The organism is Pseudomonas sp. LAMO17WK12:I1 (assembly GCF_900177315.1).
In the GTDB taxonomy this organism is placed as follows: Bacteria; Pseudomonadota; Gammaproteobacteria; order Pseudomonadales; family Pseudomonadaceae; genus Aquipseudomonas; species Aquipseudomonas marginalis.
In genome coordinates, this window is record NZ_FWZV01000010.1 from 273,445 (window position 1) to 292,335 (window position 18,891).

At 62.7% G+C, this 18,891-nt stretch carries 17 protein-coding genes; 11 read left to right on the top strand and 6 right to left on the bottom strand.

Annotated elements, in window-relative coordinates; all coding sequences use genetic code 11:
* Positions 1 to 13: 13 nt before the first annotated feature.
* Both xerC and B9N88_RS20560 read right to left on the bottom strand, forming a co-directional pair.
* Positions 14 to 928, bottom strand: a complete 915-nt coding sequence (gene xerC / locus B9N88_RS20555) for a site-specific integrase (RefSeq protein ID WP_027605855.1) — start codon at positions 926 to 928, stop codon at positions 14 to 16.
* 108 nt (positions 929 to 1,036) lie between these two features.
* Positions 1,037 to 1,849, bottom strand: coding sequence for a M949_RS01915 family surface polysaccharide biosynthesis protein (locus B9N88_RS20560; protein ID WP_027605856.1), 813 nt, complete (start codon positions 1,847 to 1,849; stop codon positions 1,037 to 1,039).
* A gap of 400 nt (positions 1,850 to 2,249) precedes the next feature.
* On the opposite strand from B9N88_RS20560, the gene arnC reads away from it, so the two are divergent.
* The 11 genes from arnC to B9N88_RS20615 all read left to right on the top strand — a co-directional run bounded on the left by arnC (position 2,250) and on the right by B9N88_RS20615 (position 14,917).
* A complete protein-coding gene (arnC, locus tag B9N88_RS20565) occupies positions 2,250 to 3,287 on the top strand; it encodes an undecaprenyl-phosphate 4-deoxy-4-formamido-L-arabinose transferase (RefSeq protein ID WP_027605857.1) in 1,038 nt (345 codons plus the stop codon).
* Positions 3,284 to 5,275, top strand: a complete 1,992-nt coding sequence (gene arnA, locus B9N88_RS20570) for a bifunctional UDP-4-amino-4-deoxy-L-arabinose formyltransferase/UDP-glucuronic acid oxidase ArnA (RefSeq protein WP_027605858.1) — start codon at positions 3,284 to 3,286, stop codon at positions 5,273 to 5,275. The genes arnC and arnA overlap by 4 nt, the downstream gene beginning before the upstream one ends.
* Entirely contained in the window at positions 5,275 to 6,159 is an 885-nt protein-coding gene (arnD, locus tag B9N88_RS20575) for a 4-deoxy-4-formamido-L-arabinose-phosphoundecaprenol deformylase (protein WP_027605859.1), read from the top strand. The genes arnA and arnD overlap by 1 nt, the downstream gene beginning before the upstream one ends.
* A complete protein-coding gene (gene arnT / locus B9N88_RS20580) occupies positions 6,156 to 7,811 on the top strand; it encodes a lipid IV(A) 4-amino-4-deoxy-L-arabinosyltransferase (protein WP_027605860.1) in 1,656 nt (551 codons plus the stop codon). The genes arnD and arnT overlap by 4 nt, the downstream gene beginning before the upstream one ends.
* Positions 7,808 to 8,155: a 4-amino-4-deoxy-L-arabinose-phosphoundecaprenol flippase subunit ArnE gene (arnE, locus tag B9N88_RS20585; protein ID WP_027605861.1), complete on the top strand. Its 348-nt coding sequence runs from the start codon at positions 7,808 to 7,810 to the stop codon at positions 8,153 to 8,155. The genes arnT and arnE overlap by 4 nt, the downstream gene beginning before the upstream one ends.
* On the top strand, positions 8,152 to 8,565 hold the full coding sequence (arnF, locus tag B9N88_RS20590; RefSeq protein WP_027605862.1) for a 4-amino-4-deoxy-L-arabinose-phosphoundecaprenol flippase subunit ArnF: 414 nt from the start codon (positions 8,152 to 8,154) through the stop codon (positions 8,563 to 8,565). Before arnE ends, arnF begins: the two co-directional genes overlap by 4 nt.
* Positions 8,562 to 9,941, top strand: coding sequence for a UDP-glucose dehydrogenase family protein (locus B9N88_RS20595; RefSeq protein ID WP_027605863.1), 1,380 nt, complete (start codon positions 8,562 to 8,564; stop codon positions 9,939 to 9,941). Before arnF ends, B9N88_RS20595 begins: the two co-directional genes overlap by 4 nt.
* Positions 9,942 to 9,944: 3 nt before the next feature.
* Positions 9,945 to 11,567, top strand: coding sequence for an ArnT family glycosyltransferase (locus B9N88_RS20600; RefSeq protein ID WP_027605864.1), 1,623 nt, complete (start codon positions 9,945 to 9,947; stop codon positions 11,565 to 11,567).
* 239 nt (positions 11,568 to 11,806) lie between these two features.
* Positions 11,807 to 12,517 carry an HPP family protein gene (locus tag B9N88_RS20605; RefSeq protein ID WP_027605865.1) on the top strand — a complete coding sequence of 237 codons (711 nt, stop codon included), beginning with the start codon at positions 11,807 to 11,809 and terminating at the stop codon, positions 12,515 to 12,517.
* A 141-nt stretch (positions 12,518 to 12,658) separates the two neighbouring features.
* Complete coding sequence (locus B9N88_RS20610; RefSeq protein ID WP_027605866.1) at positions 12,659 to 13,762, top strand: enoyl-CoA hydratase/isomerase family protein; 1,104 nt, start codon at positions 12,659 to 12,661, stop codon at positions 13,760 to 13,762.
* A gap of 3 nt (positions 13,763 to 13,765) precedes the next feature.
* Complete coding sequence (locus tag B9N88_RS20615; protein WP_027605867.1) at positions 13,766 to 14,917, top strand: acyl-CoA dehydrogenase family protein; 1,152 nt, start codon at positions 13,766 to 13,768, stop codon at positions 14,915 to 14,917.
* Positions 14,918 to 15,000: 83 nt separating this feature from the next.
* On the opposite strand, the gene B9N88_RS20620 is transcribed toward B9N88_RS20615, so the two are convergent.
* Genes B9N88_RS20620 through B9N88_RS20635 form a run of 4 tightly spaced genes read right to left on the bottom strand, consistent with a single transcriptional unit; the run spans position 15,001 to position 18,890 of the window.
* Positions 15,001 to 15,774, bottom strand: coding sequence for an enoyl-CoA hydratase (locus B9N88_RS20620; RefSeq protein WP_027605868.1), 774 nt, complete (start codon positions 15,772 to 15,774; stop codon positions 15,001 to 15,003).
* An 11-nt stretch (positions 15,775 to 15,785) separates the two neighbouring features.
* Positions 15,786 to 16,913 (bottom strand): acyl-CoA dehydrogenase, encoded by a 1,128-nt coding sequence (locus tag B9N88_RS20625; RefSeq protein ID WP_027605869.1) that lies wholly within the window; start codon positions 16,911 to 16,913, stop codon positions 15,786 to 15,788.
* 12 nt (positions 16,914 to 16,925) lie between these two features.
* The gene (locus B9N88_RS20630) at positions 16,926 to 18,110 is read right to left on the bottom strand and encodes an acetyl-CoA C-acyltransferase (RefSeq protein ID WP_027605870.1); all 1,185 of its coding nucleotides are present in this window, start codon (positions 18,108 to 18,110) and stop codon (positions 16,926 to 16,928) included.
* Positions 18,111 to 18,122: 12 nt separating this feature from the next.
* Entirely contained in the window at positions 18,123 to 18,890 is a 768-nt protein-coding gene (locus B9N88_RS20635) for an SDR family NAD(P)-dependent oxidoreductase (RefSeq protein WP_027605871.1), read from the bottom strand.
* Position 18,891 lies beyond the last annotated feature (1 nt).

An 18,891-nucleotide genomic window follows, 5' to 3' on the forward strand; every position in this document is an offset into this window, starting at 1 on the left:
CGCAGCTGTTCGTCTACAGATCAAACCGATCCACCGCCCGCCGCCGCTCGTTGTCGTCACGCACGTCATAGCTGGCGGTGGTCTGGATATTGGTGTGATGCGCCAGCTTCTGTGCAATCGACAGGTCATGCTCCTCGATCACCCGCGTGATAAACGAGCGGCGAAAATCGTGGGGCATGATCTTCACCCCCACCTGCTCACCCCGTTGGCGGGCGATGTAGTAAATCGCATGCTTGGTGATACGTTCCCGGGTGATATGGCTGCCCCGGCGTATGCGGTTGAACAGGAAGCTGTCGTCCTGCTCGCCTTCCTTGAGCTGTTCGCGCCTGAACGCCAACCACGCCTGCAGCTTGGCGAAAGCCCAGTCCGGCGCATACTTGACCAATTCCTTATTGCCCTTGCCGATTACCCGCAAGCTGCGTTCATCGAAGTTGATCTGCGCCAGGTCGAGGTTGACCGACTCGGACTTGCGCATGCCCGAGCCATACAGGATGCCGATGACCGCTGCATCACGCAGGCCCTGGGGGCGAGGGTCGGCGGCGCAGACCTCCATCATTTCCCGGATCAACGTGCGCCGCAGATTGCGGCCCTGGCCCAGGCGCGTGCCGGGCGTGGCCTTGACCGTGCGCATTTTCAGGAGATGTTCCTGGCTGATCAGGCTCATCCGCCAGGCTTCGTTCATCACCCCGCGCACGGCATTCACATACAAGGATGAGGTGTTCGGTGCGTAGCCGTCTTCACGCAATGCTGCGACCAGGGCGATGACATGTTCGGGTTGCAGCAGGTGCCAGTCGATGTCTTCGAGGTTGATGTCTTCGAAGCCCAGGCGGTCGGCGGCGTCCTGCAGCACGTAGCGCATGGTCAGTTGGCTGGAGGGGGCCAGGCGGGTGAGGTAGAGGGTCAACGGGTTGCGGATAGACTCGGTCAAGGTAGATCAGCCTTTGGATTAAATACCTCGAACAACTCATTGTTTAATCGAGGTATTTAGTGAATTGGCGAAGACCGAGTCTAACCCAGGAAAAGCCCTGGCACAAAATCACGGTGCCGTGTCTTCATCCTCGGTGGGCGCCTGGGGCTGGGTCTGGGCCTGGCTCCATTCGGCATCCTGCTTCTGCATCAAGGCGAACCAGTGCTGACGCATAAAGGCCAGGTAAGCTTCCGGCGCCTTGGCAAAGTCCTTCTCATCGCCATAGCAACCCGGCAACGGCAACTCCGTGCCCTGCTCCTTGTACTGGCTGACCAGCGCCTGCTGCCCGGCCACGCTGCAATCCTTGGGCAGCGGCATGCCACGCAGGGCCCCGGCCTCCTCATCCCACCAGGCTGCGCCGACCCGGTCGACCCCGCGCAGGCGGTACTTCTGCGACTTGCCGACATGCATGATCAGCTTGAATTCGTTGGGGCTGACATCGCTGGTGCAGGAGCGCGAATAGCCCACGGTGGCCTGGGTGATGCCATCGCCAGTGAGGTCGGTGACCTTGGTCGCGGCCATGTCGAAGCGCAGCGCCGCATCGAACTGGCAATGCTGCACGTCGTCGTAGAGCATCCACATGCGCTTGGGACGGTCACCGTCGATCAGGTATTGGGCCGCATAGACAAACGCCGACTGGGTACCGTCATCCTCGCGTTCGCTGACCTGCTCGGAGAGCACCAGCAGGTTCTTGCCCTGGCGGTCGTCCCAGGTGTAGGCGGCGACCTGCCTGCCGCGCACCTCAACACCCTCAGGCACTTGGGTGAGCGCGGTGAGCGCCACGCCATCATCTGCCCGTACGGCGCTGGCGCAGGCCGCCGTCATCAACAATCCGATCAAAACGGGCCGCCATTGGCCGCTTATACGCTGCACGCTATTCATCCGAGTACCCTGGCAAGAGATGGCTTACTTTACCGGCACTTGAAGCGCATTGCAGAGAAGATTCTTCAATTAAGACCAAGGGCTGGCGGATTAAAGCGCCTCACCTGCAGACAACGCCTATTCAGCCTGCGGACCTTCCCCTGCCATACCTTAGTTACCTAGCTGAACCCTAGCTGTCTACCTGTCAAATAAACGAGTTTTTCATCTGCCTTTCATATCTGTTGCACATTTTTGCGCTTAATCTTGAACGTGAAACTTCAGAGCGAATTCCACAACACCAGCTAAGCTGTTGATTACGCTTCATCTTTAGTGCCGCTTTTTAAGTGCGGGCCAGGTGTTCGTCCAATGATTACTACTGCTTTCACGCGCCAAGTTGCTCCAGTCCCGAGGTCATGAATCTTTGAAACCCTACCCTATTCATTGCGTGTCGATCGTTATCCCGGTCTACAACGAACAAGAAAGCCTGCCTGAACTGCTGCGTCGTACCACTGCCGCCTGCAAGCAACTGGCCTACGAATACGAAATCATCCTGGTGGATGACGGTAGCCGCGACAACTCCGCCCAATTGCTCGAAGACGCCGCCGCGCAAGACGGCAGCAACGTGGTGGCGGTGATCCTCAATCGCAACTACGGGCAGCACGCGGCGATCATGGCCGGTTTCGAGCAGTGCCGGGGCGACGTGGTGATTACCCTCGACGCCGACCTGCAGAACCCCCCCGAAGAAATCCCGCGCCTGGTGGAACAGGCCGCCCTGGGCTACGACGTGGTCGCCACGGTACGCAACAATCGCCAGGACTCGGCTTTTCGCCGCTGGCCTTCGCGCCTGATCAACCTCGCCGTGCAACGCTCCACCGGCGTGGCCATGAGCGACTACGGCTGCATGCTGCGCGCTTACCGGCGCACCATCGTCGACGCCATGCTCGCCTGCCGCGAGCGCAGCACCTTCATCCCGATCCTGGCCAACGGCTTTGCCCGTCACACCACCGAGATCCTGGTGCACCACGCCGAGCGTGAACACGGCGAATCCAAATACAGCGCCATGCGCCTGATCAGCCTGATGTTCGACCTGCTGACCTGCATGACCACCACGCCGCTGCGCTTGCTGTCCATCGTCGGCTTCAGCCTGGCGGCGCTGGGCGTGTTCTTCGCCTTTGCGTTGATCGTGATGCGCCTGGCCTTCGGCGCCGACTGGGCCGGTGACGGTCTGTTCGTACTGTTCGCGGTGCTGTTCGTGTTCACCGGCGGCCAGTTCATCGGCATGGGCCTGCTGGGCGAATACCTGGGGCGCATGTACAGCGACGTGCGCGCCCGCCCCCGCTTCTTTATTGAAAAAGTGCTGCGCAACCAACCGGCGGCACCGGCACCCGTGGTCGTCGTCGACGGCCTGGTGTCCTCCCATTCCACCACTACTTTTCCTTCCGATCAGGTTTCGTCATGAATTCAAAAGCCGTTGTCTTCGCTTACCACGATATTGGCTGTGCGGGCATTGAAGCCCTGCTGACTGCCGGCTACGACATTGCCGCCGTGTTTACCCATGCCGACGACCCCAAGGAAAACAATTTCTACGGCTCTGTCGCCCAACTCTGCGCGCGCAACGGCATCCCGGTACATGCGCCGGAAGACGCCAACCACCCGCTGTGGATCGAGCGTATTGCCAAGCTGAACCCGGAATACATCTTCTCCTTTTACTACCGCAACCTGCTGAGCGAGCCGCTGCTGGCCACCGCCAGCAAAGGTGCGTTCAACCTGCACGGCTCGCTGCTGCCTAAATACCGTGGCCGCGCACCGGCCAACTGGGTGCTGGTCAACGGCGAAACCGAAACCGGCGTGACCCTGCACCGCATGGTCAAGCGCGCCGATGCCGGGGCGATCCTGGCCCAGCAAAAAGTCGGGATCGAGCGCACCGACACCGGCCTGACCCTGCACGCCAAGCTGCGTGATGCGGCCACCAGCCTGCTGCGCGACGCCCTGCCGCAACTGGCTGCGGGCAAGCTGACCGAAACGGCCCAGGACGAAAGCCAGGCCACCTACTTTGGTCGCCGTACGGCCGCCGACGGCAAGCTGGAGTGGAAAAAACCCGCTGAAGAACTGTTCAACCTGGTGCGCGCGGTGACTCAACCGTACCCAGGCGCGTTCTGCGCCGTCGGCGAGCACAAGCTCATCGTCTGGCAAGCCGAAGTGGTCAAGGGCAATGAAGGCCTGGCGCCGGGCCGTGTGATCAGCGTCAACCCGCTGCGCATCGCCTGCGGCGAAGACTCCCTGGTGGTCAAGTTCGGCCAGCGCAATGACAACGGCCTGTACCTGGCGGGTCCGTCGCTGGCCAACGAACTGGGCCTGGTCGACGGCTCCGTGCTGCGCGGTGCCGAGTCCGGCCGCAAGCCGCGCCGGACCCGCGTGCTGATCCTCGGTGTGAACGGCTTTATCGGTAACCACCTGTCCGAGCGCCTGCTGCGTGACGACCGTTATGAAGTCTACGGCCTGGACATTGGCTCCGACGCCATCGAGCGCCTGCGCAGCCACCCGAACTTCCATTACGTCGAAGGCGACATCAGCATCCACACCGAGTGGATCGAGTACCACATCAAGAAGTGCGACGTGGTCCTGCCACTGGTGGCCATCGCCACACCGATCGAATACACCCGCAACCCGCTGCGCGTGTTCGAGCTGGACTTCGAAGAAAACCTCAAGCTGGTGCGCTACTGCGTCAAGTACAACAAGCGCGTGATTTTCCCGTCGACCTCCGAAGTCTATGGCATGTGCCAGGACCAGTATTTCGACGAAGACACCTCCAACCTGGTGGTCGGCCCGGTCAACAAGCAGCGCTGGATCTACTCGGTCTCCAAGCAACTGCTGGACCGCGTGATCTGGGCCTACGGCGCCAAGGGCCTGAACTTCACCCTGTTCCGTCCGTTCAACTGGATGGGCCCGCGCCTGGACCGCCTGGATTCGGCGCGTATCGGCAGCTCCCGGGCGATCACCCAGCTGATCCTGAACCTGGTGGAAGGTACGCCGATCCGCCTGTTCGACGGCGGCGAGCAGAAGCGTTGCTTCACTGACATCGCCGACGGTATCGAAGCCCTGGCGCGCATCATCGATAACGACAACGATGCCTGCAACGGCCAGATCATCAACATCGGCAACCCGGAAAACGAAGCCAGCATCCGCCAGTTGGGCGAAGAGCTGCTGCGTCAGTTTGAGGCGCACCCGCTGCGCGGCAACTTCCCACCGTTCGCCGGTTTCCGCGACGTCGAAAGCAAGGCGTTCTACGGCACCGGTTACCAGGACGTGGCGCACCGCAAGCCAAGCATCGAAAACGCCAAGCGCCTGCTGAACTGGGAGCCGACCGTGGAGATGAGCGAAACCATCGGCAATACGCTGGACTTCTTCCTGCGTGAAGCCATGCTCGAAATCGCGGACAAAAAGTAATGAAGGCAGGCTTGCGCATCGACGTCGATACCTACCGCGGCACCCGTGAAGGCGTGCCACGGTTGCTCGAATCCCTGGATGAGGCCGGGGTCAAGGCGACGTTCTTCTTCAGTGTCGGGCCGGACAACATGGGGCGCCACTTGTGGCGCCTGATCCGCCCGCAGTTCCTGTGGAAGATGCTGCGTTCCAACGCGGCCGGCCTGTACGGCTGGGACATCCTGCTGGCCGGCACCGCCTGGCCAGGCAAGCCGATCGGCCGTGACCTGGGGCACTTGATGCGCCAGGCCAAGGCGGCGGGGCATGAAGTCGGCCTGCACGCCTGGGATCACCACGGCTGGCAGGCCAACACCGGGCGTTGGAGCGATGCACAGCTGGTGGAGCAGATTCGACGCGGCGTGGAGACCTTGAGCGACATCCTCGGCGAGCGCATCGACTGTTCGGCGGCTGCTGGTTGGCGTGCCGATGAGCGGGTGGTGCAGGCCAAGCAAGGTTTCAACTTCCGCTACAACAGCGATTGCCGGGGTACCAGCCTGTTTCGGCCGACATTGGCCGATGGCAGCGCGGGTACGCCACAAATTCCGGTGGACCTGCCGACCTTCGACGAAGTCGTCGGGCCGGTGGTGGCCGCCAAAGACTTCAACGGCTTCATTCTTGACCGGTTTGCCGAGTCGAAGCTCAACGTCTACACGATCCACGCAGAAGTAGAAGGGATTCTGATGGCCAATGATTTTCGCCAGTTGCTCGCCCAGGCAGGGCAGCGCGGCATCGACTTCAACCCCCTGGGCGACTTGTTGCCTGCGGACCTGACCACCCTGCCCCGGCAACACCTGGTGCGCGGCGCCTTGAGCGGCCGTGAGGGGTGGCTCGGAGTGCAGCAGGCATGATCCGGCGTTGGGCCTTGCCCCTGCTCCTGTTGGCGTTCGGTGTGTTTTACCTGTTGCCGCTGGCCACCCACGGCCTGTGGATTCCGGATGAAACCCGCTATGCACAGATCAGCCAGGAAATGCTGCTGACCGGCAAGTGGGCCTCGCCGCACTTCATGGGGATCCGCTACTTCGAAAAACCGGCTGCCGGTTACTGGATGATCGCGCTGGGCCAGGCGATCTTCGGGCAGAACCTGTTTGGCGTGCGCTTCGCCTCGGCGCTGAGCACCGGCTTGAGCATCCTGCTGGTGTACCTGGTGTCGCGCCGCTTGTGGAATGACCCGCAAAAAAGCCTGGTCAGCAGTGTGCTGTACATGAGTTTTGTCAGCGTGGCGGCACTGGGCGGCTATGCCAACCTCGATCCGCAGTTCACGTTCTGGGTCAACCTGACCGGCGTCGCCCTGTGGTTCTGCTTCGACAGCACCACCCGCAACGGCCGCCTGGGGGCCTGGGCGCTGCTCGGTTTTGCCTGTGGCATGGGCTTTATGACCAAGGGCTTCCTCGCGTGGCTGTTGCCGGTGTTGATCGCCCTGCCCTACGCGATCTGGCAGAAACGCTTTCGCGAGTTGCTCGGCTACGGCCTGGTCGCCGTGGTCGTGGCCATTGCGGTGAGCCTGCCGTGGGCCCTGGCCGTGCACCTGCAGGAGCCGGACTACTGGAACTTCTTCTTTTGGCACGAGCACATCCAGCGCTTTGCCGGCGACGATGCCCAGCATGCCGAACCGTTCTGGTATTACCTGCCGCTGCTGATTGCCTTCTGCCTGCCGTGGGTGGCGCTGTTGCCGTCCACCCTGAAACAGGCGTGGCAGGAAAAACGCGCGGCGAAAACCGCCTTCCTGTTGTTGTGGCTGCTGATGCCCCTGGCGTTTTTCAGCCTGGCCAAGGGCAAGTTGCCCTCCTACATCATGCCGTGCCTGCTGCCGCTGGCGTTGCTGATGGGCCACACCCTGGCCGACAAACTGGCCCAGGCCCGTGGGCGCGTGTTGCGCATCAACGGCTGGCTGAACCTGGTGATTGGCGTTGTGGCGTTACTGGCCCTGACCTGGTTCCAACTGAAAAAACCGGTGTACGAGCACGGCAGTGAAACCCTCAGCCTGGTGCTGGTGTTTGTCTTCCTGTTCGGCTGGATCGTTGCCAACCTGTTGCAGGCCTCGCGCCCGCTGCGCTTGTGGGCGGCGCCGGTGATCGGCAGCTGGTTGCTGGTGGCGCTGGTCCCGGCCGCATTGCCCCATTCGGTGGTTTATAACAAGACCCCGGACCAGTTCATCATCGATCACCTCCAGGAGTTGAGCCAGACCAGCGCGTTGCTGAGCAACGACCTCGGCGCGGCCTCCGCCCTGGCATGGCGCGTCAAGCGCCCGGACGTGACCCTCTATAACACCGTCGGCGAAGTGAAATATGGCTTGGCCTTCGACGATGCAGCCCATCACAAGGTCGACACCACGCAGGTCCAGCAATGGATGAGCGACGCGCGCAAACACGGCGCGGTCGGTGTGGTCATGCGCGTCAAGGGCGACGACGAACTCGCCGAAGTGGACTTGCTGCCCAAGGACGGCAAGCGCTACGAGCAAGGCAATATCGTGATCCTGGTGTTCCCGCAGGTTGCGCCATGATCACACTGCTCCTGTTATTGGCGGCCTGCCTGCTCACATGCATGGGCCAGGTCTCGCAGAAATTCGCCGTGGAAGGCTGGCGCGACCAGCCCGACGGTTGGGCGCTGAAACTGCGCTCGCCATGGTTGTGGTCGGCCCTGCTGTGCCTGGGTTTTGGTTTGCTGGTGTGGTTGCTGGTGTTGCAGCGCCTGGAAGTCGGCATCGCCTACCCGATGCTCAGCCTCAATTTTGTCCTGGTCACCCTGGTGGCGCGCGGAGTGTTCAAGGAACCCATCGACACACGGCATTGGCTGGGCGTGGTGCTGGTGATTGCCGGTGTGGTGCTGCTGGGGCGCCAGGTATGAGCCGCGTGCTTGGGTTTGCCCTGGCCCTGGGCAGCGTTGGCCTGGTCAGCGCCGCCCAGTTGGGCATGCGCTGGAGCATGACGCGCCTGCCCTTGCCTACCGAATGGCTGACGGCGTTCCACAGCAATGCCATCGACTTCGCGGCGCTCGGCGTGGTGAGCCTGGCGATCCTGGCCTACGCGCTGTCGATGCTCTGCTGGCTCGGCGCCCTCAAGCACCTGCCCCTGGGCCGCGCCTATTCGCTGCTGAGCATCAGCTATGCGCTGGTGTACCTGCTGGCCGCCAGCCTGCCGGTGTTCAACGAACATTTTTCCCTCTCGAAAACCCTGGGGGTGGCGCTTGTCATCCTTGGTGTGCTGGTTATTAACTCTCGCCGTGCTAGCGCTGCAAGCGCCAGGAATGCCCCATGAAAATCAGTGTATTTGGTAGTGGTTACGTCGGTCTGGTACAGGCCACCGTATTAGCCGAAGTCGGTCACGATGTCATCTGCATGGACGTCGATCAGAACAAGGTCAAGCTCCTGCAGCAAGGCCATGTGAGCATCTTCGAGCCGGGGCTGGCGGCCATGGTCAAGGAAAACCTGGAGAGCGGGCGACTGCACTTCACCTTTGACGAAAAGCTTGCCGTCGAACACGGCGAAGTGCTGTTTATCGCGGTGGGTACGCCGTCGGATGAAGACGGCTCGGCCGACCTCAAGTACGTGCTGTCGGTGGGTGACGCAGTAGCCCGCCACCGTATCGAACCGGTGATCCTGGTGGAGAAATCCACCGTCCCGGTTGGCACCGGCGACACCCTGCGCGCCCATATCGAAAAAGCCCTGCACCTGGCCGGCCGGCACCTGGAGTTCGATATCGTCTCCAACCCGGAATTCCTCAAGGAGGGCTCGGCCGTTTCCGACTGCCGCCGCCCGGACCGCATCATCATCGGCTGCGAGCGCGAAGAAGTGCGCGACGTGATGCGCGACCTGTACGCGCCGTTCAACCGCAACCACGACCGCATCATCTTCATGGACCTGCGCAGCGCCGAACTGACCAAATACGCCGCCAACTGCATGCTGGCGACCAAGATCAGCTTTATCAACCAGATCGCCGAGCTGGCCGAACACCTGGGTGCCGACATCGAAGCCGTGCGCCTGGGCATCGGCGCCGACTCGCGCATCGGCTATCACTTTATCTACCCCGGCTGCGGCTACGGCGGCTCGTGCTTCCCCAAGGACATGCGTGCCTTGATCCACAGCGCCAAGCAGGCCAACTGCTCCAGCGACCTGCTGGAAGCCGTGGAAGCCATCAATCAGCGCCAGAAGAGCAAGCTGTTCGAGCGTATCAATGCGTTCTTCCAGGGCAACCTGCGCGGCAAGACCTTTGCCCTGTGGGGCCTGGCGTTCAAGCCCAACACCGACGACATGCGCGACGCACCCAGCCGCGTGCTGATGGAAGCGTTGTGGGCCGCCGGCGCCACTGTACGGGCGTTCGACCCGGAAGCCATGCAGGAAACCCAGCGTATCTACGCTGACGAGGAGCGACTGATGCTGATGGGCACGCCGGAATCCACCTTGCTCGGCGCCGATGCGCTGATCGTCTGCACCGAATGGCAGCAGTTCAAGGCGCCCGACTTCGAGCTGATCCACCAGCGCCTGAAAACCCCGGTGATCTTCGATGGCCGCAACCTGTATGACGGTGAGCGCCTGGCGCGCAAGGGCTTCCAGTATTACCCGATCGGTCGTGGCGATTCCTGCCAGTTGCCGATCCCCCAGCAACAGTGGGTGCCGCAGGTCGTGGAAGCCTGATTCGTGAACAAAGCTCAACCGCCCCTGCTCAGCCCGACGATCCGCCGCCAATCCCTCGTCTTGGGATTGCTGGCGCTGCTGTTGTTCATCGCCGGCAGCTGGCACCAGGCGATTATCGGTTTCGACTCACGCTTCGTGGTGTTTGCCCAGGAGATGCTGCGCCATGGGCCGGGTTTTTTCCCCACCACCTACGGGCAGCCGTATGCCGATTACCTGGCCACCTCGACGCTGATGACCTGGCTGTTGTCCCTGCCCCTGGGCGAGGTCACCAGCCTCACGGCCTGGCTGCCCACGTCGATTGCCTCGGCAGTGATCGTCATCCTGGTGTATCGCCTGACGGCGCCCTACTCCCAGCGTTGGGGGCTGCTGAGCATCGCGCTGTTGTTGCTGAGCAGTACCTTCATCAGTGAAACCCGTGCGGTGTCCCTTGACCAGATGCTCGCCGCCATCGCCCTGGCGGTGTTCTACCTCGGTTATGCCCATGACCATTTCGGTGCGGGCAGACGCCTGTACTGGCTGTACCTGCTGCTGATCCTCGGCTTTGCGATTCGCGGGCCGATCGGGCTGGTCATTCCCACGGGCGTGCTGTGCAGCTACTACCTGATCAACCGGCAATGGCGCCAACTGTTCAGCTTTGGCCTGCTGGCCCTGGCGCTGCTGGCGGCCTGTGTCGGCCTGCTGTTGCTGATGGCCAAGCTCAGTGGCGGCGAAAGCTTCATGCAGGATGTGATCCGCATGCAGTTCCTGGGGCGAATGGACGGCAGTGAAGGCTCCAGCGGCGCGTTGTATTACTTCACCAGCTCGCTGGGCAACTACGCCCTCGCCTATCCCGTGGCGCTGCTGGTGCTGCTGGCGGTTGCGGTCGGTGGGCGCCGCGTGCCGACACCGGCGTTGCAACTGGTGCTGTACTGCGCCGCGGCAGGCTTGCTGGTGATGCTGGGCCTGTCGATTCCCCAGGCAAAGAAGGCCCGCTATGTGCTGCCGATGTTGCCCATGGCGGCGATCATTGCGGCGTACCCGTTCCAGGCCGCTGAGGGGCGGTTGTTTGCAGGGTTGCGTGGGCTGATGTTGGGTCTATGGACGCTGCTGCCAGGCCTGCTGATCGTCGGGCTGGTATTCGCGCGGCCACGCTATCCGCAAGAGTTGAGCCAGCTGGGACCGGTGTTCGCCGTTCTCGGCGTGTTGCAAGCCTTGGCATTGCTGGCGTTGTTCAGGGCTCGCCTGCGGCCGCTGGGTCCGGCGCTTGCCGCCGTGCTTGCGGTGTGGGCAACCTATATTGCCGTGGTCGAACCGCTTGAACGCAGCGTCTACGACACCCGCACCTTTACCCTGCAAGTGCATGAGCAGGTCAAGCAACAGCGCGCCCCCGTGGTATTGCACGGCCTGGGCAAAGACGCCAAGGCGATCAAATACATGGTCAACCTCGACTGCGACCAGGTGCCGTTGTTTACCCAACAAGCCTCTGACCTGGCACCGCTGCAAGGGCCGGCGTGGCTGGTGATGAGCCAGGCGGATTTCGAAGGGCTCGAAGACCCGCGCTTTGCCTCTATCACGCCTACGTTGAGCGGTGAGTTCGACCGAAACCCCTATGTGCTGCTGCACCTGGCTAAACCTGCCCAACCTTGAGTTGCGTCTGAACCCCAACTGTAAACTCGATGGCCACATGCGGTAGCTATCTACCGCTCCGCCACGCCTTGATAACCTCATTATTTTTGTATTTAACCCTCATTAATATGCATTGGCGCTGCCCTGCCGGGCGCGGCACACTGCGCGGGTTCCTCCCCCAAATGCAGGAACTTTCAAAGGGCTTTTCCGGGCAACCAGACAAGCCTTTTTTTTGCCCGCCGTTTATGGATTTCCTTTCAATGCGCTCTCGCTGGTTTCCCGCTGCTATCAACACCCGCCCCACCGAATGGAGCCGTGCCGCGATTGGCATGGGCTTGGGCACATTTTTCAGTGTGTGGCTCTGTGCCCAGTTTTTTGGCATGGAGGTGGCCCTGCACCTGCTGGGCCCGCTGGGGGCATCGGCGGTGTTGTTGTTTGCGGTTTCGTCCGGTGCGCTGGCACAACCCTGGTCGATCATCGGCAGCTACCTGTGCGCCGGTGTCGTGGCATTGCTGGTGGCCCGCGTCCTTGGGCGCACCCTGGGCGGTGCCTGCCTGGCGGCCGGCATGGCCGTGGTGCTGATGTGCTGGCTGCGGTGCCTGCACCCGCCCGCCGGTGGCCTGGCCATGAGCCTGGTCCTGGCCGACCCTGCCTCCGCCGCCCTGGGCTGGTACGAATTGGGGGCCGTATTACTCGGCGCCGGTGCCTTGCTGGCCTGCGCATTGGCCTACAATAATGCGACGCGAACGCGCTACCCCAAGGGTGCTGTCGAGACGTCGACGACTGTCCTGCCTGACCCCAGGGCCGCCCGAGACCCCGCTATCACGGCCGCCGACTTGAAGCTGGCGCTGGCAGACATGGAGCAATTCTACGACGTGGCCCCGACGGAGCTGGAGCAATTGATCCATGCTGCAGAAACCCACGCTCGGCGCCGCAGCATCGGTGAAGTACTGGCAACCCGCGTGACCTGAACCCACGCCCGCCACCCTGCATAAATGCAAAAACGACCTGCATGATTCCGGGTTGTACTGTGCAAATTTGCACTGGTACGATCACGGGAGTGTTTGCGCACGACCATCTTGATAAAGAACAATAAAAGCAGGGAGTTACAGATGACTGCTCAGGTTTCAAGCGAAGCAAGCAGCGCCGACAGGCGTCAGGACGACGTACTGGCCGAAGTACGCAACCATATCGGTCACCTCACCCTCAATCGCCCCGCCGGCTTGAATGCCATCACCCTGGACATGGTCCGCCGCCTCGCGCAACAGCTGCACGCCTGGTCAGACGACCCGCAGGTGCATGCCGTAGTCCTGCGCGGTGCGGGCGACAAGGCATTTTGTGCCGGCGGCGATATCCGCTCCCTGTACGACAGTTTCAAACGCGGCGACACCCTGCACGAAGACTTCTTCGTCGAGGAGTACGCACTGGACCTGGCCATCCACCATTACCGTAAACCCGTACTGGCCCTGATGGATGGGTTTGTCCTGGGCGGCGGCATGGGCCTGGTGCAGGGGGCGGATTTGCGCGTCGTTACCGAACGCAGCCGCCTGGCGATGCCGGAGGTGGCGATCGGTTACTTCCCGGACGTCGGTGGCAGCTACTTCCTGCCGCGTATTCCCGGCGAGCTGGGCATTTACCTCGGCGTGACGGGCGTGCAGGTTCGCGCGGCAGACGCCCTGTATTGCGGGTTGGCCAACTGGTACCTGGACAGCGCCAAGCTGGCCAGCCTCGACCAGAAACTCGACAGCCTGCAATGGCACGAATCGCCCCTCAAAGACCTGCAAGGCGTGCTGGCCAAACTGGCGGTGCAGCGCCTGCCCGACCCGCCGTTGGCCGCGTTGCGTCCGGCTATCGACCACTTCTTCGGCCTGCCGGACATTCCGAGCATCGTCGAGCAACTCCAGGAAGTCACTGTCGCCGACAGTCATGAGTGGGCACTGAACACCGTCCACCTGATGCAGACCCGCTCGCCCCTGGCCATGGCCGTGACCCTGGAAATGCTGCGACGCGGCCGGCGCCTGCCGTTGGAACAGTGCTTTGCCCTGGAGCTGCACCTTGACCGCCAATGGTTCGAACGCGGCGACCTGATCGAAGGGGTCCGCGCGCTGATCATCGACAAGGACAAGAACCCTCGCTGGAACCCGCCGACGCTCCATGGACTGGACAAAAGCCACGTCGACAGCTTCTTTCATCACTTCGAGCAGGTTGCGAAATAAGCCATGCAAGACATTGAATATACTGAAGAACAGGTAATGATCCGTGACATGGCGCGCGACTTCGCCCGTGGTGAAATCGCCCCCCATGCCCAAGCCTGGGAAAAAGCCGGCTGGATCGACGACGCCCTGGTGGCGAAGATGGGCGAACTGGGCCTGTTGGGCATGGTAGTGCCGGAAGAATGGGGCGGTACCTATGTCGACTACGTGGCGTATGCCCTGGCCGTGGAAGAGATCTCGGCCGGCGATGGCGCCACCGGCGCACTGATGAGTATCCATAATTCAGTGGGTTGCGGGCCAATCCTCAACTACGGCACCGATGCCCAGAAACACACCTGGCTGGCCGACCTCGCCAGTGGCCAGGCGATTGGCTGCTTCTGCCTGACCGAACCCCAGGCCGGCTCCGAGGCCCACAACCTGCGCACCCGCGCCGAACTGCGCGACGGCCAGTGGGTGATCAATGGCGCCAAGCAGTTCGTCAGCAACGGCAAGCGCGCCAAGCTGGCGATTGTATTTGCCGTGACCGACCCGGACCTGGGCAAGAAAGGCATTTCCGCGTTCCTGGTCCCCACCGACACCCCGGGGTTTGTGGTCGACCGCACCGAGCACAAGATGGGTATTCGCGCCTCGGACACCTGCGCCGTCACCCTCAACCACTGCAGCGTGCCCGAGGCCAACCTGCTCGGCGAGCGCGGCAAAGGCCTGGCCATCGCCCTGTCCAACCTCGAAGGCGGTCGCATCGGCATTGCCGCCCAAGCCCTGGGCATCGCCCGTGCGGCCTTTGAGGCGGCGCTGGCCTATGCCCGCGACCGGGTGCAATTCGACAAGGCGATCATCGAACACCAAAGCGTGGCCAACCTGCTGGCGGACATGCAAACCCGCCTGAACGCTGCCCGTTTACTGATCCTGCATGCGGCGCGCCTACGCAGCGCCGGCAAGCCCTGCCTCTCGGAAGCGTCCCAGGCCAAGCTGTTTGCCTCGGAAATGGCCGAGCAGGTCTGCTCCAGCGCGATGCAGATTCATGGCGGCTATGGATATCTGGAGGATTACCCGGTGGAGCGTTACTACCGGGACGCGCGGATCACGCAGATTTACGAAGGGACCAGCGAGATACAGCGGATGGTGATTGCCCGGGAACTCAAAAACTACCAGCTGTAAGAACTGCAAGTCTTAAGCTGCAAGCTTCAAGTAAAAGCGCATTGGCGATTACTTGAAGCTTGCAGCTATACAGCTTGCAACGGCTACTTATCCTTGAACTCCGGCGCGCGCTTGGCCACAAACGCCGCCATGCCTTCCTTCTGGTCCTGCGTGGCGAACGCGGCATGGAACACCCGGCGCTCAAAGCGCACGCCTTCCGACAGGCTCACTTCAAACGCACGGTTCACGCTTTCCTTGACCATCATGCTGATCGGCACCGATTTGCCGGCAATCAGCGTGGCGACTTTCAGCGCTTCGTCGAGCAGTTCATCGGCGGGAACGATGCGCGCAACGATCCCGCAGCGCTCGGCTTCCACCGCATCGATAAACCGTCCGGTCAGGCACATTTCCATGGCCTTGGCCTTGCCCACCGCGCGGGTCAGGCGCTGGGTGCCGCCCATGCCCGGCAGCACGCCGAGGTTGATTTCCGGCTGGCCGAACTTGGCGCCGTCACCGGCCAGGATAAAATCGCACATCAGCGCCAGTTCGCAGCCGCCGCCGAGGGCGAAGCCGTTGACCGCGGCGATGATCGGCTTGCGCCGGTTGGCGACGCGATCGCTGTCGCTGAACAGGTCGTCGAGGTAGATCTGCGGGTAGGTCAGCTCGGCCATTTCCTTGATGTCGGCGCCGGCGGCGAAGGCTTTTTTCGAGCCGGTCAGCACGATGCAGCCGATTTCCGGGTTGGCTTCCAGGCCATCCAGGGCCTGGTTCAACTCACTGACCAACTGCGCATTCAGGGCATTCAGGGCTTGCGGGCGGTTGAGGGTAATCAGCCCGACGCGGCCTTGGACTTCGAGCAAAATCGTTTCGTAACTCATGTATCGGCTCCTTAGAGATTGCGTGAGATGACCATGCGTTGAATATCGCTGGTGCCTTCGTAAATCTGGCAGACCCGCACATCGCGGTAGATCCGCTCCACGGGGAAGTCGCTCAGGTAACCGTAACCGCCGAGGGTTTGCAAGGCGGCGGAGCAGACTTTCTCAGCCATTTCCGAGGCGAACAGCTTGGCCATGGAAGCTTCGACCAACGCCGGCTTGCCGCTGTCCCGCAGGGCGGCGGCGTAGTGCACCATCTGCCGCGCCACGGCGATTTGCGTGGCCATGTCCGCCAGGCGAAAGGCCACGGCCTGATGCTCAATGATCGGTTTGCCGAAGCTTTCGCGCTCGCGGGCGTAGTCGCGTGCAGCCTCAAACGCGGCGCGGGCCATGCCTACCGATTGCGAGGCGATGCCGACGCGACCGCCTTCAAGGTTGGCCAGGGCGATCCTGTAGCCCTCGCCCTCCTCCCCAAGGCGGTTGGCCACCGGCACCTTTACATCCTCGAACAGGATCTGGCAGGTATCGGAGGCATGCTGGCCGAGCTTGTCCTCGACCCGCGCCACGCTGTAGCCCGGCGAATCGGTGGGCACGATAAACGCGCTGATCCCACGCTTACCCGCTGCGGGGTCAGTCACCGCGAACACAATCACCACCCCGGCATTCTGGCCGGAGGTGATGAACTGTTTGCAGCCATTGAGCACGTAATGATCGCCTTCACGGCGTGCACGGGTTTTCAGGCCACTGGCATCCGAACCGGCTTGCGGCTCAGTCAGGGCGAAAGCACCGAGCATGGCGCCGCTGGCCAGGGGCTTGAGGAATTGTTCTTTCTGCTGATCGTTGCCGAAGCTCAGGATCGGCACGCAGCCCACCGAGTTGTGCACGCTCATGATGGTGGAGCAGGCGCCGTCACCGGCGGCGATTTCCTCCAGGGCCATGGCGTAGGCCAGGTAACCGGTGGCGCACCCGCCCCACTGTTCGGGTACCAGCATGCCGAAAAAGCCCAGTTCGGCCATCTCGCCGATGGCTTCCTTGGGAAAGCGGTGCTCACGGTCCCACTCGGCGGCAAACGGTTTGAGCCGCTCCTGGGCAAATTGCCGGGCGGCGTCGCTGATTTGCAGTTGTTCGTCATTGGGCAGCATTGGGCTCAGTCCTTAATACAGGCATTCGACGGCCATGGCCGTGGCTTCACCGCCGCCGATACAAATGGCGGCGACGCCCCGCTTGAGGCCTTTCTGGCGCAGGGCCGAGAGCAGAGTGACCAGGATCCGCGCGCCGGACGCGCCAATCGGGTGGCCCAGGGCGCAGGCACCGCCGTGGACATTGACCTTGGCGTGGGGGATTTCCAGCTTGCTCATGGTCACCAGGCTGACCACGGCAAAGGCTTCGTTGATTTCGAACAGATCGACGTTGTCGAGGCTCCAGCCGGTCTTGCTCATCAGCTTGCGAATCGCGCCCACCGGCGCCACCGGAAACAGCCCCGGTTCATCGGCAAACGCCGCATGCCCGTGGATCACCGCCAGCGGCTTGAGCCCACGCTTTTGCGCCTCGGACTCACGCATCAGCAGCAACGCTGCCGCGCCGTCGGAAATCGAGCTGGAATTGGCCGCCGTCACGGTGCCGCCTTCGCGGAACGCCGGTTTGAGGCCGGGGATTTTTTCCGGCCTGGCCTTGGGCGGTTGTTCGTCATGCAGGATGGTTTTCTGCTCTTTGCCGACGGTGACCTGTACCGGGACAATTTCGGCGGCGAAGCTGCCATGGGTGATTGCCTCCTGCGCACGGGTCAGCGACGCGATGGCAAACGCATCCTGCGCCTCACGGCTGAAGCCGTTGAGCTGCGCGCACTCCTCGGCAAAGGTGCCCATCAGGCGGCCCTTTTCATACGCATCTTCCAGGCCGTCAAGGAACATGTGATCGATGACGCGGCCATGGCCCATGCGATAGCCGCTGCGTGCGCGGTCCAGCAGGTAGGGCGCGTTGGACATGCTTTCCATGCCGCCGGCGATCACCACGTCGACGCTGCCGGCCAGCAGGGAATCATGGGCGAGGATCGCCGCTTCCATGCCCGAGCCGCACATCTTGTTGAGGGTGGTGCAACGCGTGGACTTATCCAACCCGGCGCCCAAGGCGGCTTGACGCGCAGGCGCCTGGCCCAGGCCGGCCGGCAGCACGCACCCAAACAACACTTCATCCACGGCATCGGCGGCGATGCCGGCACGCTCGACCGCCGCTCGGATGGCGGCAGAGCCCAGTTGCGGTGCGGTGAGGCCCTTGAGGTCGCCCTGGAACCCGCCCATGGGCGTGCGCACGGCGCTGACAATCACGATGGGATCATTCATGGCTCATCCTCCTTACTTGGCCGCCATGCGCAAGGCGCCGTCGAGACGGATCACCTCGCCGTTGAGCATGCTGTTTTCAATGATGTGCCGCACCAGCGCGGCGTATTCGGCAGGCTTGCCCAGGCGTGGCGGGAACGGCACGCCGGCGGCCAGGGAGTCGCGTACTTCCGGGGTCATGCCGGCCATCATCGGGGTTTCGAAAATGCCCGGGGCGATGGTCATCACGCGAATGCCGAAGCGCGCCAGCTCCCGTGCGGCGGGCAGGGTCAGGCTGGCTATCGCGCCTTTGGACGCCGCATAAGCGGCCTGCCCGATCTGCCCGTCGAACGCAGCCACCGAAGCGGTGTTGATGATCACCCCGCGCTCGCCGTCGGTGTTCGCTTCCGTTTCGGCGATCGCCGCCGCCGCCAGGCGCAGCAGGTTAAAGCTGCCGATCAGGTTGACGTTGATCACCTGGGCAAAGCTGGCCAGCCCATGGGGGCCAGTCTTGCCGAGGATCTTTTCACCGCGCACCACCCCCGCGCAGTTGACCAAGCCATGCAATCCGCCAAACGCCGCGACCGTTGCCTGCACGGCGGCTTCGGCTGCGGCCTCCTGGCTGATATCCGCCACTGCGCTGCGGGCGTTGTCGCCGAGCTGCCTGGCCTTGGCCGCCACGGCGTCGGCATTCAAATCCACCAGCATGACCTTGGCGCCGGCCGCGACCAGCATATCTGCGGTGGCCGCACCGAGGCCGGAAGCGCCGCCGCTGACCAGAAAAACCTTGTTCTCAATCTGCATT